The sequence below is a fragment of the Variovorax sp. J22R115 genome (genome assembly GCF_030317005.1).
GTDB lineage: Bacteria > Pseudomonadota > Gammaproteobacteria > Burkholderiales > Burkholderiaceae_C > Variovorax.
On sequence record NZ_JASZYM010000011.1, the window covers coordinates 1 to 25,561 of the forward strand.

The 25,561-nt window shown below is 66.5% G+C and carries 28 protein-coding genes; 6 read left to right on the plus strand and 22 right to left on the minus strand.

All coding sequences use genetic code 11. The annotated features are described in order from the left end of the window. The coding region (locus QTI04_RS19545) for a tripartite tricarboxylate transporter permease (RefSeq protein WP_286617131.1) at window positions 1-492 on the plus strand (492 nt) is incomplete at its 5' end. Window positions 493-606: 114 nt separating this feature from the next. Here QTI04_RS19545 and QTI04_RS19550 read toward each other — a convergent pair. From QTI04_RS19550 to purT, 9 genes are all read right to left on the minus strand, one after another. Beyond that, window positions 607-1,779: an ABC transporter substrate-binding protein gene (locus tag QTI04_RS19550; RefSeq protein ID WP_286601724.1), complete on the minus strand. Its 1,173-nt coding sequence runs from the start codon at window positions 1,777-1,779 to the stop codon at window positions 607-609. A gap of 30 nt (window positions 1,780-1,809) precedes the next feature. Then, entirely contained in the window at window positions 1,810-3,696 is a 1,887-nt protein-coding gene (locus QTI04_RS19555) for a long-chain fatty acid--CoA ligase (protein WP_286601723.1), read from the minus strand. Continuing rightward, complete coding sequence (locus QTI04_RS19560) at window positions 3,693-4,466, minus strand: ABC transporter ATP-binding protein (RefSeq protein WP_286617132.1); 774 nt, start codon at window positions 4,464-4,466, stop codon at window positions 3,693-3,695. The genes QTI04_RS19555 and QTI04_RS19560 overlap by 4 nt, the downstream gene beginning before the upstream one ends. After that, window positions 4,463-5,281 (minus strand): ABC transporter ATP-binding protein, encoded by an 819-nt coding sequence (locus QTI04_RS19565; RefSeq protein ID WP_286617133.1) that lies wholly within the window; start codon window positions 5,279-5,281, stop codon window positions 4,463-4,465. The genes QTI04_RS19560 and QTI04_RS19565 overlap by 4 nt, the downstream gene beginning before the upstream one ends. Further along, window positions 5,278-6,354 (minus strand): branched-chain amino acid ABC transporter permease, encoded by a 1,077-nt coding sequence (locus QTI04_RS19570; protein ID WP_286601718.1) that lies wholly within the window; start codon window positions 6,352-6,354, stop codon window positions 5,278-5,280. Before QTI04_RS19570 ends, QTI04_RS19565 begins: the two co-directional genes overlap by 4 nt. Window positions 6,355-6,516: 162 nt before the next feature. Then, window positions 6,517-7,392, minus strand: coding sequence for a branched-chain amino acid ABC transporter permease (locus QTI04_RS19575; RefSeq protein ID WP_286601717.1), 876 nt, complete (start codon window positions 7,390-7,392; stop codon window positions 6,517-6,519). A 93-nt stretch (window positions 7,393-7,485) separates the two neighbouring features. Then, window positions 7,486-8,319, minus strand: coding sequence for an AraC family transcriptional regulator (locus QTI04_RS19580; RefSeq protein WP_286617134.1), 834 nt, complete (start codon window positions 8,317-8,319; stop codon window positions 7,486-7,488). A 71-nt stretch (window positions 8,320-8,390) separates the two neighbouring features. Continuing rightward, the gene (locus QTI04_RS19585) at window positions 8,391-9,338 is read right to left on the minus strand and encodes an alpha/beta hydrolase (RefSeq protein ID WP_286617135.1); all 948 of its coding nucleotides are present in this window, start codon (window positions 9,336-9,338) and stop codon (window positions 8,391-8,393) included. A 27-nt stretch (window positions 9,339-9,365) separates the two neighbouring features. After that, complete coding sequence (purT, locus tag QTI04_RS19590; RefSeq protein WP_286601713.1) at window positions 9,366-10,568, minus strand: formate-dependent phosphoribosylglycinamide formyltransferase; 1,203 nt, start codon at window positions 10,566-10,568, stop codon at window positions 9,366-9,368. Window positions 10,569-10,734: 166 nt separating this feature from the next. Here purT and QTI04_RS19595 point away from each other — a divergent pair, with 166 nt between their 5' ends. The 5 genes from QTI04_RS19595 to QTI04_RS19615 all read left to right on the plus strand — a co-directional run bounded on the left by QTI04_RS19595 (window position 10,735) and on the right by QTI04_RS19615 (window position 14,713). Then, on the plus strand, window positions 10,735-11,583 hold the full coding sequence (locus QTI04_RS19595; RefSeq protein WP_286617136.1) for a 3-hydroxybutyryl-CoA dehydrogenase: 849 nt from the start codon (window positions 10,735-10,737) through the stop codon (window positions 11,581-11,583). A 13-nt stretch (window positions 11,584-11,596) separates the two neighbouring features. Continuing rightward, on the plus strand, window positions 11,597-12,412 hold the full coding sequence (locus QTI04_RS19600; protein ID WP_286617138.1) for a crotonase/enoyl-CoA hydratase family protein: 816 nt from the start codon (window positions 11,597-11,599) through the stop codon (window positions 12,410-12,412). A 90-nt stretch (window positions 12,413-12,502) separates the two neighbouring features. Then, entirely contained in the window at window positions 12,503-12,964 is a 462-nt protein-coding gene (locus tag QTI04_RS19605; protein WP_286617139.1) for a MarR family winged helix-turn-helix transcriptional regulator, read from the plus strand. 63 nt (window positions 12,965-13,027) lie between these two features. Further along, window positions 13,028-13,453 carry an organic hydroperoxide resistance protein gene (locus QTI04_RS19610; RefSeq protein ID WP_286617141.1) on the plus strand — a complete coding sequence of 142 codons (426 nt, stop codon included), beginning with the start codon at window positions 13,028-13,030 and terminating at the stop codon, window positions 13,451-13,453. Between the two features lie 141 nt (window positions 13,454-13,594). After that, window positions 13,595-14,713, plus strand: coding sequence for a DUF2855 family protein (locus QTI04_RS19615; RefSeq protein WP_286617143.1), 1,119 nt, complete (start codon window positions 13,595-13,597; stop codon window positions 14,711-14,713). A gap of 34 nt (window positions 14,714-14,747) precedes the next feature. Here the strand turns inward: QTI04_RS19615 and ccmI are convergent, their stop codons facing one another. Genes ccmI through QTI04_RS19680 form a run of 13 tightly spaced genes read right to left on the minus strand, consistent with a single transcriptional unit; the run spans window position 14,748 to window position 25,534 of the window. After that, complete coding sequence (gene ccmI, locus QTI04_RS19620; protein WP_286617147.1) at window positions 14,748-15,968, minus strand: c-type cytochrome biogenesis protein CcmI; 1,221 nt, start codon at window positions 15,966-15,968, stop codon at window positions 14,748-14,750. Further along, a complete protein-coding gene (locus tag QTI04_RS19625; RefSeq protein ID WP_286617149.1) occupies window positions 15,965-16,399 on the minus strand; it encodes a cytochrome c-type biogenesis protein in 435 nt (144 codons plus the stop codon). Before QTI04_RS19625 ends, ccmI begins: the two co-directional genes overlap by 4 nt. Continuing rightward, complete coding sequence (locus tag QTI04_RS19630) at window positions 16,396-16,917, minus strand: DsbE family thiol:disulfide interchange protein (RefSeq protein ID WP_286617413.1); 522 nt, start codon at window positions 16,915-16,917, stop codon at window positions 16,396-16,398. The genes QTI04_RS19625 and QTI04_RS19630 overlap by 4 nt, the downstream gene beginning before the upstream one ends. After that, window positions 16,914-18,920 carry a heme lyase CcmF/NrfE family subunit gene (locus QTI04_RS19635; RefSeq protein WP_286617151.1) on the minus strand — a complete coding sequence of 669 codons (2,007 nt, stop codon included), beginning with the start codon at window positions 18,918-18,920 and terminating at the stop codon, window positions 16,914-16,916. Before QTI04_RS19635 ends, QTI04_RS19630 begins: the two co-directional genes overlap by 4 nt. Beyond that, complete coding sequence (gene ccmE / locus QTI04_RS19640) at window positions 18,917-19,375, minus strand: cytochrome c maturation protein CcmE (protein WP_286601701.1); 459 nt, start codon at window positions 19,373-19,375, stop codon at window positions 18,917-18,919. The genes QTI04_RS19635 and ccmE overlap by 4 nt, the downstream gene beginning before the upstream one ends. After that, the gene (locus tag QTI04_RS19645) at window positions 19,365-19,511 is read right to left on the minus strand and encodes a hypothetical protein (protein ID WP_286601699.1); all 147 of its coding nucleotides are present in this window, start codon (window positions 19,509-19,511) and stop codon (window positions 19,365-19,367) included. The genes ccmE and QTI04_RS19645 overlap by 11 nt, the downstream gene beginning before the upstream one ends. Beyond that, complete coding sequence (gene ccmC, locus QTI04_RS19650) at window positions 19,508-20,278, minus strand: heme ABC transporter permease CcmC (RefSeq protein ID WP_286617152.1); 771 nt, start codon at window positions 20,276-20,278, stop codon at window positions 19,508-19,510. Before ccmC ends, QTI04_RS19645 begins: the two co-directional genes overlap by 4 nt. Before the next feature lie 8 nt (window positions 20,279-20,286). Continuing rightward, a complete protein-coding gene (gene ccmB, locus QTI04_RS19655; RefSeq protein ID WP_286601945.1) occupies window positions 20,287-20,892 on the minus strand; it encodes a heme exporter protein CcmB in 606 nt (201 codons plus the stop codon). Window positions 20,893-20,917: 25 nt separating this feature from the next. Continuing rightward, window positions 20,918-21,595 carry a cytochrome c biogenesis heme-transporting ATPase CcmA gene (gene ccmA / locus QTI04_RS19660; RefSeq protein ID WP_286617154.1) on the minus strand — a complete coding sequence of 226 codons (678 nt, stop codon included), beginning with the start codon at window positions 21,593-21,595 and terminating at the stop codon, window positions 20,918-20,920. Continuing rightward, the gene (locus tag QTI04_RS19665; protein WP_286601696.1) at window positions 21,588-22,265 is read right to left on the minus strand and encodes a cytochrome c3 family protein; all 678 of its coding nucleotides are present in this window, start codon (window positions 22,263-22,265) and stop codon (window positions 21,588-21,590) included. The genes ccmA and QTI04_RS19665 overlap by 8 nt, the downstream gene beginning before the upstream one ends. 18 nt (window positions 22,266-22,283) lie before the next feature. Next, window positions 22,284-22,757, minus strand: coding sequence for a nitrate reductase cytochrome c-type subunit (locus QTI04_RS19670; protein ID WP_286617155.1), 474 nt, complete (start codon window positions 22,755-22,757; stop codon window positions 22,284-22,286). 19 nt (window positions 22,758-22,776) lie between these two features. Continuing rightward, window positions 22,777-25,266, minus strand: coding sequence for a periplasmic nitrate reductase subunit alpha (napA, locus tag QTI04_RS19675; RefSeq protein WP_286601694.1), 2,490 nt, complete (start codon window positions 25,264-25,266; stop codon window positions 22,777-22,779). Beyond that, the gene (locus QTI04_RS19680; RefSeq protein ID WP_286601693.1) at window positions 25,256-25,534 is read right to left on the minus strand and encodes a chaperone NapD; all 279 of its coding nucleotides are present in this window, start codon (window positions 25,532-25,534) and stop codon (window positions 25,256-25,258) included. Before QTI04_RS19680 ends, napA begins: the two co-directional genes overlap by 11 nt. Window positions 25,535-25,561: the final 27 nt, after the last annotated feature.

Genomic DNA, 25,561 nt, shown 5'->3' on the forward strand with positions numbered 1-25,561 from the left:
ATCCACAACATCCAGCCCGGCCCGCAGGTGATGACCAGCAACCCCGAACTCTTCTGGGGCCTGATCGCCTCGATGTGGATCGGCAACGCGATGCTCATCATCCTGAACCTGCCACTGATCGGCATGTGGATCAAGCTGCTGACGGTGCCGTACAAGTTCCTGTTCCCGGCCATCGTGCTGTTTTGCGCGATCGGGGTGTACTCGACCAACAACAACACCTTCGACATCTGGATGGTCGCGGCCTTCGGCTTCGTCGGCTATCTCTTCATCAAGCTGCGAACCGAGCCTGCGCCACTGCTGCTGGGCTTCATCCTGGGGCCGATGATGGAAGAGAACCTGCGGCGTGCGCTGCTGCTGTCGCGCGGCACGTGGAGCGTATTCGTGACGCGGCCGCTGTCGGCAGGGTTGCTGGTAGCGGCGTGCCTGCTGCTGGGCATCGTGCTGCTGCCCTCGATCAAAGCCAAACGCGAAGAGGCTTTCGTCGAGGACTGACGCCCACCGTGCAGGCCAAAGCAAGAAAAGCCGCCCGAGGGCGGCTTTTCTTGTTCGCCAGGAATACCGCGGATCCGGCTCCGCCGGTCCGCAGGTATTGGGGGCGAGCAACAGTCAGGGCGCGACGTAGTCGGAAACAACCTTCCACTTTCCATCCACGATCTGCGACAGCCGCGACTGCTCGTTGCCCAGCCGCTTCGTCGCAGTGAAAGTCATCTTCGGCGCACCGAACATGTCTGGCTCGAACGTGCTGCTGTCCATGGCCTTGATGAAGCTATCCGTGTTCAGGTTGGGCCCGGCCTTGTTCGCCGCCTGGATGAAGCTCTGCACGATCATGTAGCCGTACACCGAGAACACCGTCGGGTCTTCATTGAACTTGGTCTTGTACTTGTTGGCCCAGAAGCGCAGCGGCTGCGACTGCTCGTCCGTGTACGGGTTCTGCACGGTCATGGTGGCGTAGATGCCATCCATCGGCTTGCCGCCGAGCTTGTGGATCAGGTCGGTGTAGGCCGCGCTCGAACCCAGGAAGGTCGGGTTGAAGCCCGTCTTGCGCGCTTCGCCGACTGTGCCGATGGTCTCGCGGATGATGGTGCCGAGCACCACGAGGTCGCAGTTGGCGGCCTTCATCTTCGCCACCTGCGATGAGAAGTCGGTTGCGCCGCGCTTGAAGGAGGTCTTCTCCGTGAGCTCCAGGCCCGCGGTCTTCAGACCCGCTTCTGCGCCGCGCTGCACCTCGAGGCCGAACTCGTCGTCCTGGTAGATCGTGCAGACCTTCTTGGCGCCCTTCTCCTTGATCATCTTGGGCAGCGCCAGGCGGATCTGGTCATAGTAGGTCGCTGCAAACGAGTACTTGAGCCGGTTGAGCGGCTCGTACATTTCGCGCGCGGCGGTGATCGGGAAGAAGTTGACGACGTTCTTCTCGAACTGCACCGGCATGGCCGCCATGTTCTGAGCCGTGCCGATGTGGCCGGCCATGATGAAGATCTTGTCCTGGTTGACCAGCTTCTGGGCCGCCAGAACGGCCTTCTTGGGGTCGTATCCCGAGTCCTCCACGAAGAGCTTGAGCTTGCGACCGTTGACGCTGCCCTGCTCGTTGAGTTCGTCCACCGCCAGTTGCATGCCGTTGCGCGACTGCTTGCCGAAGCCCGCGAGCGGTCCGGAGAGATCCTGGATCGTGCCGATCCGGATCTCGTCCTTGCTCACGCCTTGTTGCTGCGCGCCGGCCAGCCCGGAAGCCAGCGCCAGGCCGCTCGCCGCGGCGAGGGGGATGAGTGACTTGATCTTCATAACCGCTGTCTCCTCTAGGTTGGAAAAAAATCAGGCATACATGGCCTCGATGCGCTCCGCGTACTTGGTCTGGACCAGCTTGCGCTTGAGCTTCATCGTGGGCGTGAGTTCTTCGTCCTCGGCGCTGAGCTGGGTTTCGAGCAGGAAGAACTTCTTGATCTGCTCGACGCGAGCGAACTTCGCGTTGACGCGGTCGACCTCGGCCTGGATCAGATCCTGCACCTCCTGCGCGCGCGTCAGGCTCTGGTAGTTGCTGAACGGCACGTCGTGGTCCTGCGCGAATTTCTCGACGTTCTCCTGGTCGATCATGACGATCACCGTCAGGTAGGGCTTGGCATCGCCGATCACCACCGCGTCAGTGATGTAGGGGCTGAACTTGAGTTCGTTCTCCAGCTCGCTCGGGGTGATGTTCTTGCCACCTGCCGTGATGATGATGTCCTTCATCCGGTCGGTAATGCGGAAATACCCGTCCTGGTCGACCGTGCCGACGTCGCCGGTGTGCAGCCAGCCGTCGGCGTCGAGGGTCTCGGCGGTCTTCTCGGGCAGGTTGAGGTAGCCCATGAACACGTTGGTGCCGCGCACCAGGATCTCGCCGGTGGCCGGGTCGATGCGCACTTCGTTGTAGCCCGCGGCCGGCCCGATGGCGCCGGGCTTGATGCGTGTCGCGGGCACGCCGGTGGAGGCGCCGCACGATTCAGTCATGCCCCAGACCTCCAGCATCGGCACGCCCAGTGCGAGATACCAGCGCACCAGGTCTGGCGAGATGGGCGCGGCCCCGGTCACCAGAAAGCGCGCACGGTGGATGCCGATCAGCTTGCGCACGTTGTCCAGCGCGAGCCAGCGAGCAATGCGGAACTTGAAGCGCAGCATCCCGTCGACCGGCTCGCCAGCAAGCACGCGGTCGGCGATGACGGTGCCCACGCCGATGCTCCAGCCGTAGGCCGCTTGCTGCAACGCGCTCGCCTCCTTGAGCGCGATCATCACGCCCGAGTAGAACTTCTCCCACACGCGCGGCACGGCAGTGAAGACGGTGGGGGCGATTTCGCGCACGTTCTCCGGCACAGTCTCGGGGTTCTCGACGAAGTTGAGGACCGAGCCCGTGTACATCGAGAAATACTCGCCGCCCATGCGCTCGGCGATATGGCACAGCGGCAGGAAACACATGCGCTCGTCGTGCTCGTCCTGTGCGATCAGGGTGTTGTAGCCGCGCGCGGTGTAGATCAGCCCGCGATGGCTGTGCATCGCACCCTTGGGCTTGCCGGTGGTGCCGGAGGTGTAGACCAGGATGGCGAGGTCCTCGGGGCGGCAGCCGGCGACGCGCTGCTCCAGTTCGTGCGAATGGGTTTGCAGGTAGTCGCGGCCCATTGCGCGCAGCGCGTCGAGGCTCATCACATCGGTCTCGCGCAGGTCGCGCAGGCCTTCCATGTCGAACACGATGACCTTGCGCAGCAGCGGCAGGCTGCCGCGCACTTCGAGCGCCTTGTCGAGCTGCTCGTCGTCCTCGACGAAGAGCACGGTCGTGCGCGAGTCTTCGCACAGGTAATGCACCTGCGAAGCGGCATCGGTGGGATAGATGCCGTTGGACACGCCGCCGCAGCTGAGCACCGCAACGTCGGACAGCACCCATTCGACGACAGTGTTCGACAGGATGGAGGCGCACTCGCCGGGTGCAAAGCCGATGGCCATCAGGCCGCCGGCGATCTCGCGAACGGCGTCGGCAGTCTGCTGCCAGGTCCAGCTGCGCCAGATGCCAAGCTTCTTCTGGCGCATCCAGACCTTGTCGGCGCGCAGGCGGGCCGCGTTCCAGAACATGGCGGGAATGGTGTCGCCGGGGACCGCGATGTTCTGCCGGGGCTGGAGGTGGTCCAGGTCCCAGAGGCCGGCCGGTGCCTTTGTTCGCATGGCGTTGTTCTTCATCTCCAGGTCTTCTTCTTCTTCCAGCGCCGCTCGCCGCGCACGCCGTCGTCCTTGAGGCCGAGATAGAACTCCTTGATGTCTTCTTTCTCGCGCAGGCGATCGCAGGTGTCTTCCATGACGATGCGGCCGTTCTCGAGCACGTAGCCGTAGTCGGAGGCGTTGAGTGCCATGTTCGCGTTCTGTTCGACCAGCAGGATGGTGGTGCCGCGCTCGCGGTTGATGCGCACGACGATCTCGAAGATCTCCTTGGTGAGCTTGGGAGAGAGTCCGAGGCTGGGCTCGTCGAGCAGGATGAGATGCGGCGCGGCCATGATGGCGCGCGAGATGGCGAGCATCTGCTGTTGCCCGCCAGAGAGCAGGCCGGCGTCCTGCGTGGCGCGCTCTTTCAGAATGGGGAAGTAGGTGTAGACCGTCTCGATGTCGCGGGCCACGCCGTCGCGGTCCTTGCGGGTGTAGGCGCCCATCAGGAGGTTGTCCCGCACCGACAGCAACGGGAACACTTCGCGGCCTTCGGGAACATGGCTCAGGCCCTGCTGGACGATGAACGCTGGGTCCTTGGCGGTGATGTTCCGGCCCTGGAATTCGATGCTGCCTTTTCGCGGGTCGATGATTCCGGAGATGGTCTTCAGGATCGTTGTCTTGCCTGCGCCGTTGGAGCCCAGGACCGTGGCTATTTCTCCTGCGCGCACTTTGAGACTGACGCCTCGGATGGCCTTGATGGGGCCGTAGGCGCTTTCTACGTTGAGCAGTTGCAGGACGATGTCGCTCATGCGGCAGCCCTCCGCAAACTACTCACGTCATCCACGGTCCCCAGATAAGCCTCGATCACCCGCGAATCCGACTGAACCTCTCGCGGTGTCCCGGTCACCAGCGCCTCCCCCATGTTCATCGCCAGCACGCGGTCAGACACCTTGGACACCAAAGACATGTCGTGCTCCACCATCAACACCGAGATGCCGAGTTCATGCTGAATGTCCTGGATCCAGAACGCCATATCTGCCGTCTCCTCGACGTTCAGCCCCGACGATGGCTCATCGAGCAGCAACAGCTTCGGCTCTGTGCATAACGCACGCGCCAACTCGACCACCTTGCGCACGCCGTAAGGCAACCCCGCCACCATCGAATCGCGGTGATGCTGCAGGTCCAGCAGGTCGATCACCTGCTCCGCCTTCTCGCGGGCCTCGATCTCCGCGCGGCGCGTGGCGGGCGTGAAGAACACCTCGCTCCAGAAGCCCGTCTTGCGATGCGTGTGCCGGCCGATCAACAGGTTGTGCAGCACCGTCGCGTGCTCGAACAACTCGATGTTCTGGAACGTTCGCGCAATGCCCAGCGCCGCAATCTCGTGCGGCGCCTGCTGCGTCAGCGCGATCGGCTTGTCCTCGCCGCGCCAGACGATGTCGCCCGTGGTCGGCGTGTAGATGCGGCTGATCAGGTTGAACACCGTCGTCTTGCCCGCGCCGTTCGGGCCGATCAGCGTGAACACCTCGCCGCGCCGCACATCGAAGCTCACCTTGTTGACCGCAAGCACGCCACCGAAGCGCACGCTCAGGTCGTTGGCGGAGAGAAGAACGTCGCTGGAACTCATCTCAGGCGATCCGACTTGGTGAAGGACTTCTGGCGCTTGAACAGGCCCTTGCGATAGAACGGGAACAACTGAAGCCACGTGCGCACCTTGAGCCATCGCCCATAGAGCCCGAGCGGCTCGAACAACACGAACGCGATCAGTACCAGCCCATAGACCAGCCCCTGCAAGCCCGGCGCCTGCCCCACGACCGGAGGCAGCCAATCCTTCCCCAGCGCAATCAACTGCGGCATCGCGATCAGGAAGATTGCGCCGAGGAACGCGCCGTGCACCGAACCCAGCCCGCCGATCACCACCAGCAGCAGCAAATCGATCGACTGGAGAATGTTGAACTGATCCGGCGAAATGAAGCTCAGCTTGTGGGCATACAGCGCGCCGCCCAGGCCCGCGAGTGCCGCCGAGATCGCGAACGACATCGTCTTGTAGCGCGCCAGATGAATGCCCATGCTCTGCGCCGAAATCTCCGAATCGCGGATGGCGACGAAGGCGCGCCCGGTGGGCGAACGCAGGAGGTTCAGGATCGCCAGCGTGCAAAGCACCGCGACCAGCAGGCACACGAGATAGAAGCTCTCGCTCGACCCGAGGTCGATGCCCAGCAGCTTGGGCGACTTCACGTGCAAGCCCGAGTTGCCGCCCGTCACGCTCTCCCAGCGCGCGAACACCTCCTCCACAATGAAGCCGAAGGCCAGCGTCGCGATGCCCAGGTAGATGCCCTTCACCCGCAAGGCCGGTAACGCGACCACCACACCTACCGCGGCCGACAACGCCGCAGCCGCCACCAGCGCCAGTGGGAATGGCACGCCCAAGTTGTTCAGCACCGCCTGCGTGTAGGCCCCAGTGCCCAGGAAGGCCGCATGCCCGATCGAGAACTGGCCCGTGAAGCCGGCCAGCAGCATCAGCCCGAGCCCGACGATGCCGTAGATCAGCACGAAGGTCAGTTGCGCGAGCCAGTACTCCGGCAGCGCCCACGGCGCCACGATCAGCGCCGCGCCGAGCAGGCTGTACCAGAAGACATGACCGCCGTGCTTGGCGAGGTCGATGTCCTGCGTGTAGCTGGTCTTGAAGGTATAGCGCATGTCAGTTTTCCGGCATGCCGTTGCGTGACCCGCAGCGCAGCAAGCCAAAGCAGCCAAGGCCAAGAACCCCGCGGAACCGGCTTTGCCGGGCCGCCGGGGTTGCCCCCGGAGAGGGGGTGGAGAGCGACACGAAGTGCGCGAGCCTGGGGGAGAGCTTCATCTCTAGACTTTTTTTCGCAGCTTCTCGCCGAAGAGGCCGTTGGGCTTCACCATCAGCATCACCAGCACCACGATGTAGGGGGCCGTGTCTTTGAAGCCGTCCGGCAGATAGAAGCCCGCGAAGGATTCGACGATGCCGATCACCAGCCCGCCGACGATCGCGCCCGGCAGGCTGCCGAACCCGCCCACGACCGCCGCAGGGAAGGCCTTGAGCCCGATAAAACCCATGTTCGCGTGCACGAAGGTGATCGGCGCCAGCAACATGCCGGCGATGGCCGCGACCGCCGCCGCCAGGCCCCACACCAGGCCGTTGAGCCGCTTCACCGGGATGCCCATGTAGTACGCAGCCAATTGGTTCTGCGACGAAGCCTGCATCGCGATGCCGAGCTTGCTGTAGCGGAACATCGCGAACAGCAGTCCGCACAGCACCGCCGTGGCCCCGATGATCGCCATCTGCTCGACGTTGACGACCAACTCGCCCACCTTCCAGATCTGGTCCTTGTAAGGCACCGGCAGCGCATGCGTCTCGGTGCCGATGGCGGGGATCATCGTGATCAGGCCACGCGCCACGTAGCCGATGCCGATGGTCAGCATCACGATCGAGAACTGCGGCTGCCCGAGGATCGGCCGGATCACGACCAGTTCCAGCAGCACGCCGAAGGCGACCATGGCAGCGACTGCCAGCAATGCCGCCAGCCAGAACGGCAGGCCGAACAGCGTCATACCCGCGAAGGCGCAGAAGGCACCGAGCATCATCAGTTCGCCCTGCGCGAAGCTCACCGTCTCGGTGGCCTTGTAGATGAGCACGAACCCCAGTGCGATCAGGCCATAGATGCAGCCTTGCGCGATGCCAGAGAGCAGGAGCTGGAGGATTTGCAAAGGGGTCTCGTTCGGGTTTCGCGGTTTATAGCGGTGAGCACCACGCGTCGCGCAGAGGGTTGACCCGCATCCGGCGTGGCGCGGACATGCGCTTCATTGGTGCACCGCAAGCCGCCGCGAGCCTGCGAGGATGTCACTGGGTCGCAGGCCGTAGACCTGGCGGATCGAATGGCTGAAGTGGGTCGAATCCGGATAGCCGGTGTCGAGCGCGATGTCGGTGAGGGTGGCGGTCTGCCGCACATGGCGCAGCAGGCTGCGTGCTCGCTTCCAGGCGCGGAAGGCGCGGAACGGCACGCCGGTTTCCTGCTTGAACAGATGCAGGAAGCGGGAGAAGGACAGCTTGACCGCCGCTGCGCATTCCTCGGCCGAGGTGGGTGCGGCCGGGTCGGCATTGATGCGGTCCACCACGGCGCGGATGCGCGCATCGAGCGCGCGCGGCGCCAGCGGATGGCCGAAGAAGAGCGTGTCGAAGTCGAAGCCGTCGAAGCTCTCCCGGCCGGAGGCTTCCAGCAGGCGTGCATGCGCGTCGCGAACGCGGCGGACGAACAGCGGCGCATCGACCGGCCCGCAGTGCTGGAGAAAGCCCGGCAGCAGCGCCGGGTCGACCGATTCCGATTCGACGAGGAGATTGAGGATCAGGCGATGATCGGTCGCGACCTGATGCGGTACCTGGGGCGGCACCACCAGCAGTTCGCCACTCTGCCAGGCACTGCCGCCAATGCGGATGCGCAGCGGGGCGCCCGTCGGCGACACGTAGACACCATGCCCGCCGAGACTGCGTTCCGACGCCGCACCGAGAAGCCCTGCATAGAACACGCGCTGCGTCGTGATCCACATGAGGCGCTCGCCCTGGTTGCTGCGCGCCGCGTCTGTCGGTTGTCTGGTCACCAGGTTGCCCTTTCCTCCGCACTGCGACGATGGGCTCATGGCCGCCGTCGGTTCGAAGGATCGTAGCGGCGCAATCCGGCGTGGCGACGCCGTTTGCGCGAGGACTTACCCTAGGCGCGCGGCATCAGCGCGCGCCGCAGCTCGCCGGCGCACAGCGCGACGGCAGCATTGGCTTCGTCGAGCAGCCGGCCCATGGTGATGAAGCCGTGAATCTGGCGCTCGAAGCAGACGTAGGTCGCGCGGTTGCCCGCTTCGGTCAACGCACGCGCGTAGTCGAGTCCCTCGTCGCGCAGCGGGTCGTAGCCGGCGGTCAGTACCAGTGCGGGCGGCAGGCCAGCAAGGTCTTTGTGCAACAGTGGCGACGCGCGCCAGTCGAGGTCGTGCGCCGCGTCAGCGATGTAGTGGTCATGGAAGTACGTGATCGTGTCGCTCGTCAGCACATAGCCCTGCCCGTTGGTCGTGTGCGACGGGTGCAGGCGGCGCATGTCGGTCGCGGGATAGATCAAGAGCTGGAAGGCGATCGGCAGGTCGCCGGCATCGCGCGCGTCCAGGGCGACCACGGCAGCGAGGTTGCCGCCCGCGCTGTCACCACCGACGGCCAGCCGGCTCGGGTCCACACCGAGCGCGGCGGCTTCCTTGCGCACCCAGCGCGTGGCCGCGAGCACGTCGTCCACGGCTGCGGGGAATCGATGCTCCGGGCCCATGCGGTAGTCGACCGCCACCACCGCGCAGCCGGAGAGGTTGGCAAGCTCCCGGCACAGCGTGTCGTGCGTGTCGAGGTCGCCGATGGTCCAGCCGCCGCCGTGGTAGTAAACGAGCACCGGCAGCACTTGCCCGGCGTCCGAGCCCAGCGGCCGGTAGAGCCGCATCGGGATGGCGCCATGCGGTCCTTCGGCGACCAGCTCGCGCACCTCTGCCACTTCGCCCGGGTCCGGCTGCGTGATGGCGCGCCGCTCGCGATAGAACTTGCGGGCGTCGGCATACGTGAGCGTGTGGGTCGGCGGCACGCCGCGCTGGACGAGAAGGTCAATGAAGGCCTGGGCTTGAGGATGCAGCATGGAACGCTCCGGGTGAGTGATGAGGGATCAGGGCTTGCGAGGCTTTACCCGCGACGCCGCTTCCTTGGCGTTGCGGCGCGCGGTGTCGATGTCGTCGGCATGCGCCAGCGCCACGCCCATGCGGCGCTTGACGAAGCTCTCCGGCTTGCCGAAGAGCCGCACGTCGGTGCCCGGTACCGCCAGCGCTTCCGCCACGCCGTCGAAGGCGATGCCGGTGGCGTCCACGCCGCCGTAAATGACGGCGCTGGCGCCCGGGCTCTTGAGCGCGGTGTCGACCGGCAGGCCGAGGATGGCGCGGGCATGCAGCTCGAACTCGTTCTGCCATTGCGTCGCCATGGTCACCATGCCGGTGTCGTGCGGTCGCGGGCTCACCTCGCTGAACCAGACCTGATCGCCCTTGACGAAAAGTTCGACGCCAAAGAGGCCCTGGCCACCGAGGTCCGCCGTCACGGCTTGCGCGATCTGCTGCGCCTTCTGGAGCGCGGCCGGCGCCATGGGATGCGGCTGCCAGCTCTCGACATAGTCGCCGCTGACCTGCACGTGGCCGATCGGGTCGCAGAAGTGCGTCTGCACCGCGCCGGCACCGTCGAGTGCGCGCACGGTCAGCAGCGTGATCTCGTAGTCGAAGTCGATGAAGCCTTCGACGATCACCCGGCCATGACTCACGCGGCCGCCGGCCATGGCGTAGTCCCACGCTTTTTGCACGTCGGCCGGGCCGTCGATCTTGCTCTGGCCCTTGCCGGAGCTGCTCATCACGGGCTTGACGATGCAGGGGTAGCCGATGCCCGCGTCGATCGCCGCCTGAAGCTCGGCCAGCGAATCGCAAAACTTGTAGGGGCTGGTCGGCACGCCCAGTGTCTCGGCGGCGAGGCGGCGGATGCCTTCGCGGTCCATCGTGAGCCGCGCCGCACGAGCGGTCGGGATCACGCGCACCACGCCGGCATCTTCGAGTTGCTGCAGCATGGGCGTGGCGATGGCCTCGATCTCGGGGACGACGAGGTGCGGCTTCTCGGCCTCGATCAGCGCCTGGAGTTGCGCGGGGTCGCTCATCGTGATGGTGCGCGCGTGGTGCGCCACCTGCTGGCCGGGGGCGTTCTCGTATCGGTCGACGGCGATGGTCTCCACGCCCAGGCGCTGGAGTGCGATCAGCACTTCCTTGCCGAGCTCGCCGGAGCCCAGGAGCATCACGCGGGTGGCGGAGGGAGAAAGGGGGGTGCCGAGGGTGGTCATGGTGCGGGTCCGTGGCTGGGGAATCTGAACGCGGCACTTTAAATCACCCGCGTTGTCACACGCGGCAACGGTGCCTATCGGCCGCTGTTTCACAATGACGGGCACGGATCGCCGCGGCAGCGGCGTCTTCCCTCCCCATTCATTTTCAGTTCAAGGAGCATTTCTCATGGCTATCCAGACGGTCGGCATCATCGGTGCGGGAACGATGGGCAACGGCATCGCACAGGCTTGCGCCGTGGCGGGCGTGAATGTCGTCATGGTCGACATCGCGCAAGCGGCGGTCGACAAGGGCATCGCCACGGTGGCAGGCAGCCTCGACAGGCTCATCAAAAAGGACAAGCTCACGACCGCCCAGAAGGACGCGGCGCTCGCGCTCATCAAGGGCTCGACCCACTACGACGACCTGAAGGCCGCGCAACTGGTCATCGAGGCCGCCACCGAGAACCACGAGCTGAAGCTCAAGATCCTCAAGCAAGTGGACGCGATCCTCGCACCGGAAGTGATCGTCGCGTCGAACACCTCGTCGATCTCGATCACCCAGCTCGCGGCCGCCACCTCGCGCGCCGACCGGTTCATCGGCATGCACTTCTTCAACCCGGTGCCGATGATGGCGCTGGTCGAGATCATCCGCGGTTACCTCACCAGCGATGCGACGCACGACGCGGTGAAGGAACTCGCAGTGAAGCTGGGCAAGTCGCCGATCACCGTGAAGAACGCGCCGGGCTTCGTGGTCAACCGCATCCTGGTGCCGATGATCAACGAGGCCTTCTTCGTGCTGGCCGAGGGCCTCGCGACGGCGGAGGACATCGACGCCGGAATGAAGCTCGGCTGCAACCAGCCGATCGGCCCGCTGGCGCTCGCCGACATGATCGGGCTCGACGTCTGCCTGGCCGTGATGGAGGTGTACCTGGAGCAGTTCGGCGATTCCAAGTACCGCCCCTGCCCTCTGCTCAAGGAGATGGTCGCGGCGGGCCAGCTCGGGCGCAAGACCGGCCGCGGCGTGTACACGTACTGACCACGGAGCCGCGATGACTGCCACGCCCACCACCCCGCCACCCGAGGGCTGCATCGACACGCAGGTGCTCGACCATGTGCTGCTGATCGGCATCAACCGCCCGGCCAAGCGCAATGGCTGGACGCCAGCCATGTTCAAGCAGCTCGCCGAGGCCTACACGCGGCTCGACGACGACCCGGCGCTGCGCGTCGGCGTGCTGCATGCCTTCGGCGATCACTTCACTGCGGGGCTCGACCTGCCCGCAGTGGCCGAGTTCATGAAGCGCGGCGAGAAGGCGATTCCCCAAGGGCTCGTCGAGCCGCACGATTTCGGCCTGCCCGGCTACCGTCGCCGCACCAAGCCGATGGTGGTCGCGGTCAAGGGGATCTGCTTTACGGTGGGCATCGAACTCATGCTCGGCGCGGACATCGTGGTCGCCGCCGACAACTGCCGCTTCTCGCAGATGGAAGTCCAGCGCGGGATCATGGCCACGGGCGGCGCCACGCTGCGCATGGCCGAGCGCGCGGGACTGGGCAACGCCATGCTGCACCTGCTGACGGCCGACGAATTCGACAGCGCAGAAGCCTTCCGCCTGAACTTCGTGCAGAAGGTCGTGCCGGCCGGGCAGGAACTCGACGAAGCCTTGCGCATTGCGCAACGCATCGCTGCGCAGGCGCCGTTGGCGGTAGTTGCGACCCGCCTCAACGTGATGAAAGCGATCGAACACGGCCCGCTTGCGGCGGTGGAGGAATTCATCCCCGTGCAGCAGCGTCTTGCCAACAGCGAGGATGCGGCCGAAGGCGTGCGCTCCTTCGTCGAGCGGCGGCCTGCTCGCTTCAGCGGTCGTTGACAATCCGAGGCGCGGCGGCAACGCCGCATCCGGAACATCCGGCTACAACCTAAATTGCACACAATTTAATTGCCAGCTATACTTCAGGTCATGCGCAACCCAGCCCCTTCCGCCATTTCTGTCGACGAGATGCTGCAGTTGGACAACCAGCTCTGTTTCGCGGTGTATTCGGCATCGCTGGCCATGACCAAGCGGTACAAGCCGCTACTCGACAAACTCCAGCTCACTTATCCGCAATATCTCGTGATGCTGGTGCTGTGGGAACGCGACGGCCTCATGGTGTCCGAGCTGGGCGAGCGGCTGTTCCTCGATTCGGGCACGCTGACGCCACTGCTGAAGCGGCTGGAAGCCAATGGCCTGGTCGCCCGCATCCGCGATGTCGGCGACGAGCGCCGCGTGCACGTCAGCCTCACCGCCGCCGGCCGCAAGCTCAAGGCGCGCGCCGCCAGCGTTCCGGCCTGCCTGTTGGCCGCATCGCAATGCTCCGTGGACGAGCTGATGGCCCTCACGCAGCAAGTGCAGATCCTGCGGGACCGCGTCAGGGCCACCTAGATTTTCTCTACCGCTTCGATCCATCGAAGCACCCTTGCTCTCCAACCAACCGAAGGAACCACCATGGTCAAGAAACTCGACAAAGTGCTCTACACCGCACAAGCCCACACCATCGGCGGCCGCGACGGCGCCGGCAAGACCAGCGACGGCTCGCTGGACGTCAAGCTCAGCCCGCCCGGCTCCGGCAAGCCGGGCACCAATCCCGAGCAACTGTTCGCGGTCGGCTATTCGGCCTGCTTCATAGGCGCGATGAGGGCCGTGGCGCCCAAGATCAATGTCAAGGTGCCTGAGGAGGTGGCCATCGACGCCAGCGTCTCGCTCGGCCCGATCGACGCCGGTGCCGCCTACGGCATCGCCGTCAAGCTCGCGATCACCCTGCCGGGGCTCGACGAGGCGCAGAAGAAGCTGCTGGTCGAAACGGCTCACCAGGTGTGCCCCTACTCGAACGCCACGCGCGGCAACGTCGAGGTCGAACTCTCGATCGCCTGATCGCGGGCCGCAGGGCTCGATCAAGGCCCGGCAGGGCGTCGCCTACGCGACGAACTGCCGGGCCTTTTTCATGCAATCGACGCAAGCCTGCGCTATGGTCATCCGCGTCATCGCAGCGCACAGGACGCACAAGGAGAAACCATGAGCACGACCGACCTGCTGATCCGCAAGGACGACCTTTCTTCCACTCGCTTGCGCACTTCCGAGGACCAACGGCTCGCCGACGGACAGATCCGGGTACGCATCGACAGCTTCGCGCTCACTTCCAACAACATCACCTACGCCGCCTTCGGCGACGCGATGAACTACTGGCAGTTCTTCCCGACCGGCGAAGAGGGCTGGGGCACGATCCCGGTGTGGGGCTTCGGGGCGGTGGTTCACTCGCTGCACCCCGGCGTTGCCGTCGGCGAACGACTCTACGGGTACTTCCCCATGGCCTCCTCCGCCGTGCTGACGCCCGAGCGCCTGTCGCCCGAGCGCTTCACCGATGGCGCCGCCCATCGCGCTGCGTTGCCAGCCGTCTACAACCAGTACTTCCGCTGCCGATCCGACCCGCTCTACACCACGGACACCGAAGACATCCAGGCGCTGCTGCGGCCGCTGTTCATCACCTCTTGGCTGATCGACGACTTCCTCGAAGACAACGACTTCTTCGGCGCGCGCCCCGGCGCGATGCTGCTGTCGAGCGCTTCGAGCAAGACGGCCTACGGCACCGCCTTCCAGCTGGCGCAGCGCGAGGGCATCGAAGTGATCGGCCTCACGTCGGCCGCCAACAAGGCCTTCTGCGAAAGCCTGGGCTGCTACAGCCGCGTGCTCGCCTACGAGGAACTCGGCCAACTCCCGGCCGACAAGCCCTGCGTGTACGTGGACTTCGCCGGCAACGGCGCGCTGCGCCGCGCGATCCATACTCGCTTCACGAACCTCAAGCACAGCGCCTCGATCGGCGGCACGCACGTCGACCAGCTGGCCGCCAGCGGCTCGGGCAAAGACCTGCCCGGCCCGCGCGCGACGCTGTTCTTCGCGCCGGCCCAGATCAAGAAGCGCACCTCCGAATGGGGTGCCGAGGCTTTCGGGCAGCGCATGGTGCAAGCCTGGCACGCCTTCATCGCGCGCGTGACCGATGCCAAGGCGCCGTGGCTGCGCGCCGAACACCACGACGGCGGCGCAGAAGTGCAGGTTGCGTATGCAGAGGTGCTGTCAGGACGCGGCGACCCGCGCGTCGGATACGTGTTGTCACTTTCCCCGCCGCCTTCACGGTAGGCGCCCGGCCCTGGCCGTGGCGGTCCCCCGATCCTCACCGCATCACCTTGTCCGCCTCCAGCTTGATGGCATCCTGCCCCAATGCCACATCGGCCACCGAACCGGTCAAGTCACCCGGCTGCGGCGCTGCCTGACCCGACCGTGTCACGCGCACCTCGACCGTCACCACGTCGAAGCGCGAGATCGGGAAGTCCGGCGACATCGCCAGGGTGTCGTCGAGCACGAACTTCGCAGGCAGATCCTTGACTTGCAGGCGCAGCACCGCGACCGGCATGCGCCCGGTGGCAGCGGACTTGGCCAGCACGAACACGGTGTCTTGCGGTGCAGTCTTTTCCTGCAATGCCGCGGCGATCGACACGGTGCCGCCGACGCGCTTGCCCGCCACTTCGACGCGCGGCGCTGCCGACCGTTTCGCCGCGTCCAGTTCAGCGAGATTGGCGCCGATCCTCTGGGCCGCCTCGGAGTCCGGCGGCAGCAAGGCCAGCACATGCTCCCACCGTTGCCGGGCCTGCGCGAGGTCACCGCGCTTGAAAGCGGCCATGCCGGCCAGCGCGAGCGCCTTCGGATGGTCGGCATCGATGGCCAGCGCGGCGTCGATGGCGGCCTGCGCCGGCCCGCTCAGGTCGCCGTCGCGGGCCGATGCCAGCGCATCCGCATAGTCGGCCAGCAACTGAGGCTGGTTCGGCGCCAGCGCCATCGCCCTCTGGTAGGCGACCGCCGCATCGTCGTAGCGTTGCAGGTACTCGTAGGAGCGTGCCAGCACGATCCAGCCTTCCACATCGTCGGGCTGGGTGCGCAGCCGCGCAGCCAGGCCGCCGACCATGGCCTCGACGTCGCCGCCCTCGCCCTCATGGGAGCCCGAGCGCTCGGCCGCCAGCATCTGGCTCGCGGCAGCCATCGGATTGCCGACCTGCAAATACAGCAGCAGCGCCACGGCAGGCAGCCCGACGCTCAGGATGCCTGCGACGCCCCACCCCATCCACGGCCGGAACGCGAGCCCGACGCGCGGTGCCGATGGCGATGCCTCGTGGAGCACTTGCCGCTGCAGTTCGTCGATGGCCTGCGCGCGGTCCTGCGCGCTCAGCGCATGAGACTCGAAGTCCTTCTCGATCCGGGCCAGTTGTTCCGCATGAAGCCTCCGCACGGTGTCGCCCTGCGCCAGCGGGCGCGTTGTCGATGCCCTGAGCAGCGGCGGAACGACGAAGAGCAGCGCCAGCACCAGCAGCGCGACGGCGACCAGCCACAGGACCGTCACGGTGCGTCCCCTTTCAGGAGCGCGTCCGCTCTTTCGCGTTCGGCCGGCGTCAGCGGCGCGGGCTCCGAGCGGCCGTGCCGGCTCACCACGCGCCACAGCGCGGCGAAGCCCACCGCAAGCAGCACGAAGGGCCCCAGCCACAGCAGCCAGGTCGACGGCATGAAGGGCGGGTCATAGCGCACGAAGGCGCCGTAGCGTTCCTCGAAATAGTCCCTGATCTGCTGCTCGCTGCGGCCCTGGCCGAGCTGCTCGCGGATCTGCTGGCGCATGTCGACGGCCAGCGGCGCGTTCGATTCGGCCAGGGTCTGGTTCTGGCACACCATGCAGCGCAGGCTGGCCGAGAGTCGCGCCTCCCTGTCCTCGATCGCACCGGCCGCGTTCGCGCCCTGCATCGATGCCCAGAGCAGGAGAAGGCAGGCACATCGGCTCATTGCAGGCTCCGCACGACCGGCAGCAGGCGTTCGCGCCAGAGTTCGGCGCTGATCGGACCCGCATGCTTGTAGCGAATGCGGCCAGCGCCATCGATCACGAAGGTCTCGGGCACGCCGTACACGCCGTAGTCGATGCCGACGCGACCGTCACTGTCGACCGCCGACCCGCGATAGGGATTGCCCCAGCGCTGCAGCCAGGTGCGCGCCGCGTCGCTCTTGTCCTTGTAGTTGAGTCCGTAGAGCACCACGCCGTCCTTGCCGGCGAGTTCCATCAGCACCGGCAGCTCGTCGCGGCAGGGCGCGCACCATGAGGCCCACACGTTCAGCAGCCAGACCTGCCCGCGCAGGCCATCGACTTTCAGCCTTTGCTGGGGGTCATGCAGCAGCGGCAGGTCGATGGCGGGCGCCGGCTTGTCGATCAACGCCGAAGGCAGCAGCTTCGGGTCGCGACGCAAGCCCACCGCCAGTAGGATCGCCAGCACGATGAAGATCGCGAAAGGCAGCTTGAATCGCATCAGGCGCCCTCCTGCGCCCGCAACGCGGCCGCGGCGCCACTGGTCGCTGCGGCCTTGCGCGCGGCCAGGCCGAGGCGGTAGCGGCGATCGGTCGCCGCGAGCAAGCCCCCGAAGGCCATCAGCAGGCAGCCAGCCCAGATCCACGCCATGAAGGGCTTGACGTGGAGGCGCATCGTCCACGCGGCGTCGCCGGCCGGCTCACCCAGCGCGACGAAGAGATCGCGCGTGAGGCCGACGTCGATGGCGGCCTGGCTCAAGGGCATTTGCTGGGCGCGGTAGACGCGCTTCTCTGGATGCAGCGTCGCCACCGAGTGGCCGTGGCGTGTGACCTGCACCGTGGCGCGCTGCGCGTCGTAGTTCGGCCCGCTCGCCGGCGCGATGCCTTCGAAACGAAACTCGAAGCCCGCCACCGCAACCTGCTCGCCCAGGTTCAGCTTGAGTTCCTGCCGGCTCTCGAAGCCGTTGGCCATCGTCGCGCCGAAGATGAAGACGCCGATGCCCGCATGCGCGGCCAGCATGCCGTACCAGCCACGCGGCTGGCGGCGCGCGCGTTCGAGCCACCCGCCGGACGCGCCACGCAACCGCTGCCAGGCGTGCGCCACGGCGCTGGCCACGGCCCAGGCCGCCAGCAGAAGCGCAAAGGTCGACATCGCCGGCCAGCCCCGCTGACCGGCCGGCAGCGTGAAGGGCAACAACAGCGCGGCCACGCAACTGGCAGCGAGGGCCCAACGCAGGCGCCGCGCCAGTTCGGGCAGCGGCGCGTGCTTCCAGCGCGCGATCGGCCCCACCCCCATGAGAAAGATCGCCGGCACCATGATCGGCACGAACACCGCCTCGAAGTACGGCGGCCCGACGGAGATCTTCTGGCCCGTCAGCACGTCGAGCGCCAACGGATAGAGCGTGCCGATGAGCACCGACATCGCCGCGACCGTCAGCACCACGTTGTTGGACAGCAGCAGCGACTCGCGCGACAGCAGGCCGAAGCGCCCGCCCAGGCCGATGCGCGGCGCGCGCCAGCCGAAGAGCAGCAGCGAACCGCCCACCACCGCGACCATGAAGGCCAGGATGAAGAGCCCGCGCCCCGGATCGACCGCGAAGGCATGCACCGAGGTCAGCACGCCGGAGCGCACGAGGAATGTCCCCAGCAGGCTCAGCGAGAAGGTGCAGATGGCGAGCAGCACGGTCCAGCTGCGAAAGGCATGACGCTGCTCGGTCACCGCCAGCGAATGGATCAGCGCCGTGCCCACGAGCCAGGGCATGAAGGATGCGTTCTCCACCGGGTCCCAGAACCACCAGCCGCCCCAGCCGAGAACGTAGTAGGCCCATGCGCTGCCCATCAGGATGCCCAGGGTCAGGAACATCCAGGCGGCCACGGTCCAGGGGCGCGACCAGCGCGCCCACGCTGTGTTGAGTTCGCCCGACAGCAGCGCCGCGATGGCAAAGGCAAAGGCGACCGAGAACCCGACGTAGCCCATGTAGAGGACCGGCGGATGCACCACCATGCCCGGGTCCTGCAGCAGCGGGTTCAGGTCGCGCCCCACCAGCGCGGGCGGCATCAGGCGAGCGAAGGGATTCGAGAGGAACAGCAGGAACAGGAGGAAACCCACGCTGAGCCACCCCATCACCGCGAGCACGCGCGCCACATAAGCCTCGGGCAGTTGCCGGCTGAACAGCGCCACCGCCACGGTCCACGCGCTGAGCAGGCACAGCCACAACAGCATCGAGCCTTCGTGCCCGCCCCACACGGCCGCGAACCGGTAGGCGGCCGGCAGGTCGGCATGCGAGTTCGAGGCCACGTAGAGCACGGAGAAGTCGTTGTCCAGGAAGCTCCACGCCAGGCAGGCGAAGGCGATGGCCGCGAAGATGAATTGGCCGAGCGCCGCCGGGCGCGCCAGCCGGATCCAGCCGGTCACGCCCCAGTGCGCGCCCGCCAGCGGCAGGCTGCCCTGCACCACCGCCACGAGCAAGGCGAGTACCAGGCTGAAGACGCCGATCTCCGGGATCACTGCGGGGCCTCCAGCGTCGGCGCCGTGTGGGCCTGGCGCGCCTGCTCCAGGGCCGCGGCGGCTTCGGGCGGCATGTAGTTCTCGTCGTGCTTGGCCAGCACCTGAGTCGCCTCGAAGGAGCCGTCGGGCAGCAATCGGCCTGCCACCACCACGCCCTTGCCTTCGCGGAACAGGTCCGGCAACAGGCCACGGTAGCTCACCGGCACACGCTGTGCCATGTCGGTCACGACAAAGCGGACCGTCAGGCCGTCATGGCCCCGCTGCACCGAGCCGGTCTCCACCAGTCCGCCGATGCGGAAGGCGCCATTGCGCGGCGCGGCACTGGCCGCGACCTGGCTCGGGCTGAAGAAGAAGACCAGGTTCGAGCGCAGCGCGTTCAGCACCAGCAGCGCGGCGAGCCCGAACGCCAGCAGCCCGGAGCCGATGATCGCCAAACGCCGAGTTCTAGGCTTCATCGTGCGGCTCCGGCGGCGGCAACAGGCGGGATTGCGTGTGACTGCGGCGCAAGAGCGTCCAAACCTCGGCGGCGATCAGCGCCGCAGCGACACCGTAGGCCGCGAGGATGTACAGGATCGCGTCGCTGCTGCTCATCGCCGCCTCGCCAAGGAGTCGCGCTCCACGATCAGGCAGCGCACGCGCGCCAGCGCCACCGCAACCGAATAGGCCCAGCAGGCGCCCGCCATCAACAGGATGCCCGCGAGCATGGTGTGCGCCATCGCGGGCGCGGCCGTGAAGCTGATCGATGCGCCCTGGTGCAGGGTGTTCCACCACTGCACCGAGAAATAGATGATGGGCACGTTGACCACGCCGGCCAGCAACACGATCGCGCCGCCGCGATCCGCGCGCCGCGGATCGTCGATGGCCGACACCAGGCCCAGATAGCCCAGGTAGAGAAAGAGCAGGATCAGCTCGGAGGTCAGCCGCGCATCCCACACCCACCAGGTGCCCCAGGTCGGCTTGCCCCACACCGCGCCAGTCCACAGCGCGATGACGGTGAACAGCGCGCCCGTGGGCGCCAGCGCCCGCGCCATCAGCGCCGAAAGCCGCGTGTGGAAGGCGAGCCCCATCGCGGCATGGAAGGCCGCCACGAGATAGATGAACATCGACATCCACGCCGCCGGCACGTGGATGAAGATGATGCGGTAGACCTCGCCCTGCTGGTGATCGGTGGGGGCCACGAGGAAGCCGACCACCAGACCCGCCACCGCCAGCGCGACGGCCAGGGCCGCGAACCACGGCACGACGCGACCGGCCCAGGCATGGAACACCGTGGGCGATGCCAGTTGCCGCCACTGCCCGCGCCGATCGGTTGGGGTCGACGTCAGCGCGTGAGGGTCGATGCGTCGAAGCGAGTCCATGGCGCCGCTCATTCCACCGCCAGGCGCAAGGCCGCGCCCACGGCCCAGGGACACAGGCATGCCGCCACCAGCAGGCAGGCGCCGAGGAGCGACAGGTGCGGGTTCACCGGCAGCCCCTGGTTGCTTGCCACCACCGCGCCGCTGCCGAAGATCAACACCGGCACGCACAGCGGCAGCACGATCAGCGCCAGCAGCACATTCCCGCGCAGGCCGAGTGTGAGCGCGGCACCGAGCGCGCCCAGCAGCACCAGCGTCGGCGTGCCCAGCAGCAGCGACAGCAGCAGCACGCCAATCGCCTGCGCCGGCAGCCCGAACTGCAGCCCCATCAGCGGCGCGACGGCCACCAGCGGCAGGCAGGTGATGAGCCAATGCGCCGCGACCTTGGCGTAGACGATGCCTGTGAGCGAACGTGGCGACAGCAGCAACTGTTCGAGCGCGCCGTCCTCCAGGTCGGGCAGAAAAAGCCGATGCAGCGAGATCATCACCGCGAGCAGCGCCGCGACCCACACGACGCCGGGACCGATGGCCGCCAGCAGCGCCGCATCGGGCCCGACGGCCAGGGGGAAGACACTGCCCACGACGATGAAGAACAGCAGCGCGCTGAGCGCGTCCATCGGCCGGCGCGACGCCGTGCGGACCTCACGGCCGATGATCGGTAGGGCGGCAGTCAGCATCGCTCAGCCTGTTCATTTCCAGCGTGCGCGCGCAAGGGCCGTCATGGCCGATGTCGCGATGGGTCGTTACCACGGCCATGCCGCCGCGGCGGACGTGATCGGCCAGGTAGGCGTCGAAGCTCTCTTCGCCTTCGGCGTCCAGGCCCGCGCAGGGCTCGTCGAGCAGCCACAACGGTCGTTGGCTCAGGAGCACGCGCGCCAGGCTCAGTCGACGCTGCTGGCCCTGCGAGAGATGGCGCAGCCGCTCATCCTCGCGTTCCGCGAGCCGCAGCTTCTGCAGCACGTCGCGGCACGCCGCATCGCCGCTCGCGCTGCCGGCGACGTGCAGCGAGAAGCGCAGGTTCTCGAGCACCGTGAGTTCGCCGCTCATGCCGCCTGCGTGTCCCATGTAGGCCACCTCCCTGGCGAAGCCGGCGTCATGTGCGCCGACGCGCCGGCTGCGCCAGTGCACGTCGCCCCCGGTCGGTTGCAACAGGCCGCACAGCAAGCGCAGCAGGCTGCTCTTGCCGCTGCCGTTCGATCCGCGCACCTGCACCACGTCGCCGGGGGCGGCGTCGAATGTGACGCCGGCGAACACGCGCCGTCCACCGCGCGCGCATGCCAGGTCGCGAACGCAAAGACCGTCGTGCAAGACCTCAGCCACCCGCTTTGGCGCCGCCCGGCGCCCCGCCGGCGGGCGCCATTGCTTCGTCGCCTTCCTTGGGAACGACCTGTCCCGGCGTGTCGGTCGGCGCCTGGCCCGGCGGGATGTGGGGCAGCCTGTGGGCGATGCCCTTGTGGCAGTCGATGCAGGTCTTCTCCTTGTTCGCCAGGAAGGTCATGTGCATGTTCTGCGCACGCACGCTCTGGCGCGTGAAATCCATGTATTCGTAGTTGTGGCAATTGCGGCATTCGAGCGAGTCGTTGGCCTTGAAGCGTGCCCACTCGTTCTGGGCCAGCCGAAGACGTTCCGCCCGAAACTTCTCCTGCGTCGAGATGCTGCCGAAAATCTTGCCCCACACCTCCTTGGAGGCCTGCATCTTGCGCGCCATCTTGTCGGTCCAGTTGTGCGGGACATGGCAATCGGAACAGATAGCGCGCACGCCGGAGCGATTGGTGTAGTGGATGGTGGGCTTGAGTTCGGCGAACACGTTGTCGCGCATCTCGTGGCATCCGGTGCAGAACTTCTCGGTGTTGGTGAATTCCATTGCCGTGTTGAAGGCGCCCCAGAAGATGATGCCGCCGATGAAGCCGCCCAGCGTCAGGAACCCAAGGCTGAAATGCACGCTCGGCCTGCGGATGATGGCCCAGTAGCGCTTCAGGAGGTTCATCATGGTGTGGCGTCCCCGCTGCTACTTCTTGTTGGCCTGGGCGGCCTCGGCGGCCCGCTTCGCGATCGTGTCCGCGTTCTCGAAGTCGTTGCCCACCAGCGGCTGGACCGGGTCCTGCGCCACGTGGCACTGCATGCAGAAATACCTCCGCGTCGAGATCTGCGGCAGCACCTTGCCGCTGCGGTCGATGTAGTGCGTGGGGCTCACGGGAATCGCCTGCGAGAAATCCGTGCGGGTGCGCGCATGGCAGTCGAGGCACTTGTTGAAGTTCTTGTCGATCTGGTAGCCGTCGACGCGGTGCGGGATGGTCGGCGGCTGCATGTCGTAGTTGCGCGGGCGCCGCACGTCATCGTTGATTGCGTTGCCCAGGCGCGGCGGGTCCGTGGGGTCGGGCACCGGCACCGGGCCGCGTGCCGGGTCCAACAGGCCGCCCGACTGGGCCCACGCGAAGGCGGCCAGCAGGCCGAGCAGCGGGAGAAGCTTGCGGGGGGTCATGCCGGTGTCTCTGTACGGCTCAGACCCTGACGATCTTCACCGCGCACTTCTTGAAGTCCGTCTGGTAGGAGATGGGGTCGGTCGCATCCAGCGTGACCTTGTTGATCAATTGGCTCGCATCGAACCACGGCACGAACACCAGTCCGCGCGGCGGCTTGTTGCGGCCCCGTGTCTCCACCCGCGTGCGCATGCTTCCGCGCCGCGAGCTGATCTCCACCTCGATGCCGCGCCGCACGCCCAGGGCCCGCGCGTCTTCCGGATGCATGTAGCACACGGCGTTGGGCACGGCCTTGTGAAGCTCGGGCACACGGCGCGTCATCGAACCCGAGTGCCAGTGCTCCAGCACGCGGCCGGTCGACAGCCAGAACGGAAACTCCTTGTCGGGCGCCTCCGGCGGCGGCTCGTAGGGCAGCGCGAAGATCAGCGCTTTGCCATCCGGGTGGCCATAGAACTGGAATCCTGTGCCGGCCTTGACGTAGGGGTCCGAGCCTTCGCGGTAGCGCCACAGCGTTTCCTTGCCGTTCACCACGGGCCAGCGCAAGCCGCGGACCTGGTGGTAGGTCTCGAAGGGCGCGAGGTCGTGGCCATGACCACGTCCGAAAGTGGCGTACTCCTCGAACAGGCCCTTCTGCACGTAGAAGCCGAAGGCCTTCGCCTCGTCGTTGTCGTAGCCCGCTTCGATCATCGAGTTCGGGAACTTGTCGACCTGCCCGTTGCGGAAGAGCACCTCGAACAAGGTCTTGCCCCGGAGCTCCGGCTTCTTGGCAATCAGGTCCTCGGGCCACACTTCCTCGACCTTGAAGCGCTTCGAGAACTCCATCAGCTGCCAGAGGTCGGACCGCGCCTCGCCGGGCGCGCTGACCAGCTGGTGCCAGAACTGCGTGCGGCGCTCGGCATTGCCGTAGGCGCCTTCCTTCTCGACCCACATCGCCGCCGGCAGGATCAGGTCGGCGCTCAGCGCGGTGACGGTCGGGTACACATCCGACACCACGATGAAGTTGTCGGGGTTGCGGTAGCCCGGGTAGCCTTCCTCCTTCAGGTTGGCGGCGGCCTGCATGTTGTTGTTGACCATCACCCAGTAGGCGTTGAGCTTGCCGTCCTTCAGCATGCGGTTCTGCAGCACCGCATGGAAGCCGGGCTTGTCAGGGATGGTGCCTTCGGGCAGCTTCCAGATGTGCTCCGCCTCGGCCCGGTGCTTCGGATTGGTCACCACCATGTCGGCCGGCAACCGGTGGGAGAAGGTGCCAACCTCGCGCGCGGTGCCACAGGCCGATGGCTGGCCGGTCAGCGAGAAGGGGCTGTTGCCGGGCGTTGCGATCTTGCCGGTGAGCAGATGGATGTTGTAGACCATGTTGTTGCACCACACACCGCGGGTGTGCTGGTTGAACCCCATGGTCCAGAAGGACATCACCTTGACCTTCGGGTCGGCGTACATCTCCGCCAGCGCCTGCAGGCGGTTGCGCGGCACGCCACTGAGCCTGGCGGTGTAGTCGAGGTCGTAGGTGGAGACGAACTTCGCGAACTCGTCGAAGGTCATCGGCTTGGAGCCGCCCGCATCGCCGGCGTTCTTGGCAGCCTTCTGCAGCGGATGCTCCGGCCGCAGTCCATAGCCGATATCGGCGTTGCCCAGCCGGAACGAGGTGTGCTTGTCGACGAAATCGCGGTTCACACGGTTCGTCGTGATGATGTGGTGGGCGATGTAGTTCAGGATCGCCAGGTCGGTTTGCGGCGTGAACGTGAGCTCGATGTCCGCCAGCTCGTAGGAGCGGTGTTCGAAGGTCGAAAGCACCGCCACCTGGACGTTGCGCCCGCTCAGCCGCCGGTCGGTCACGCGGGTCCACAGAATGGGATGCATCTCAGCCATGTTCGCGCCCCACAGCACGAAGGCATCGGCCGCCTCGATGTCGTCGTAGACGCCCATGGGCTCGTCAGCCCCGAAAGTCCGCATGAACCCCACGGCCGCCGACGCCATGCAGTGCCGCGCGTTGGGGTCGAGATTGTTCGAGCGAAAGCCGGCCTTCATGAGCTTGAGCCCGGCATAGCCCTCCCAGATGGTCCATTGGCCCGAACCGAACATGCCCACCGCTGTCGGTCCCTTTTCCTTGAGCACCCGCTTGAACTGCGCGGCCATGACATCGAAGGCCTGGTCCCACGAGACGCGTGTGAACTCGCCGTCCTTCGCGTACTGGCCGTTCTTCATGCGCAGCAAGGGCGTCAGCAGGCGATCGTCCCCATACATGATCTTGGACAGAAAGTAGCCCTTGACGCAGTTGAGGCCGCGATTGACCTCCGCCTCGGGATCGCCGTGCGTGGCGACCACGCGGTTGTCCTTGACGGCCACCGTCACGCCGCAGCCCGTGCCGCAGAAGCGGCATGGCGCCTTGGACCACTTGAGGCCGGCAGCGTCGGGAGCGACCGCCTGCGCAATCCCCGTCAGCGGAATGCCGGCCACAGCGCCCGCGGTGGCCGCTGCCGTTTGGCGGATGAAGTCCCTCCTGTCAATGGGCATCGGGGATCTCCTCGTTCATCGCTTCCACGGTGTCCGCGTACTGGTACACCAGCGCGGCGGAAAGGACGCCTTCGGTGCGCTGGATCGCATTCACCCGGGAAAGCATCTCGTCGGCGCTGTCGGCATCCAGCGTGACGACCAGCTTGCCGTTGGGCGAGCTGCCGAACACCCGTGCGCCGGGCATCAGGGCGATGGCGTCCTCGACACGCTGCAGGCGCTTCGGGGTGGCATGCACGACCAGACTGCTGATGTGTACTTCCTCGGACACTTTGGCTTCCTTCTTGAAAGGTGGCTG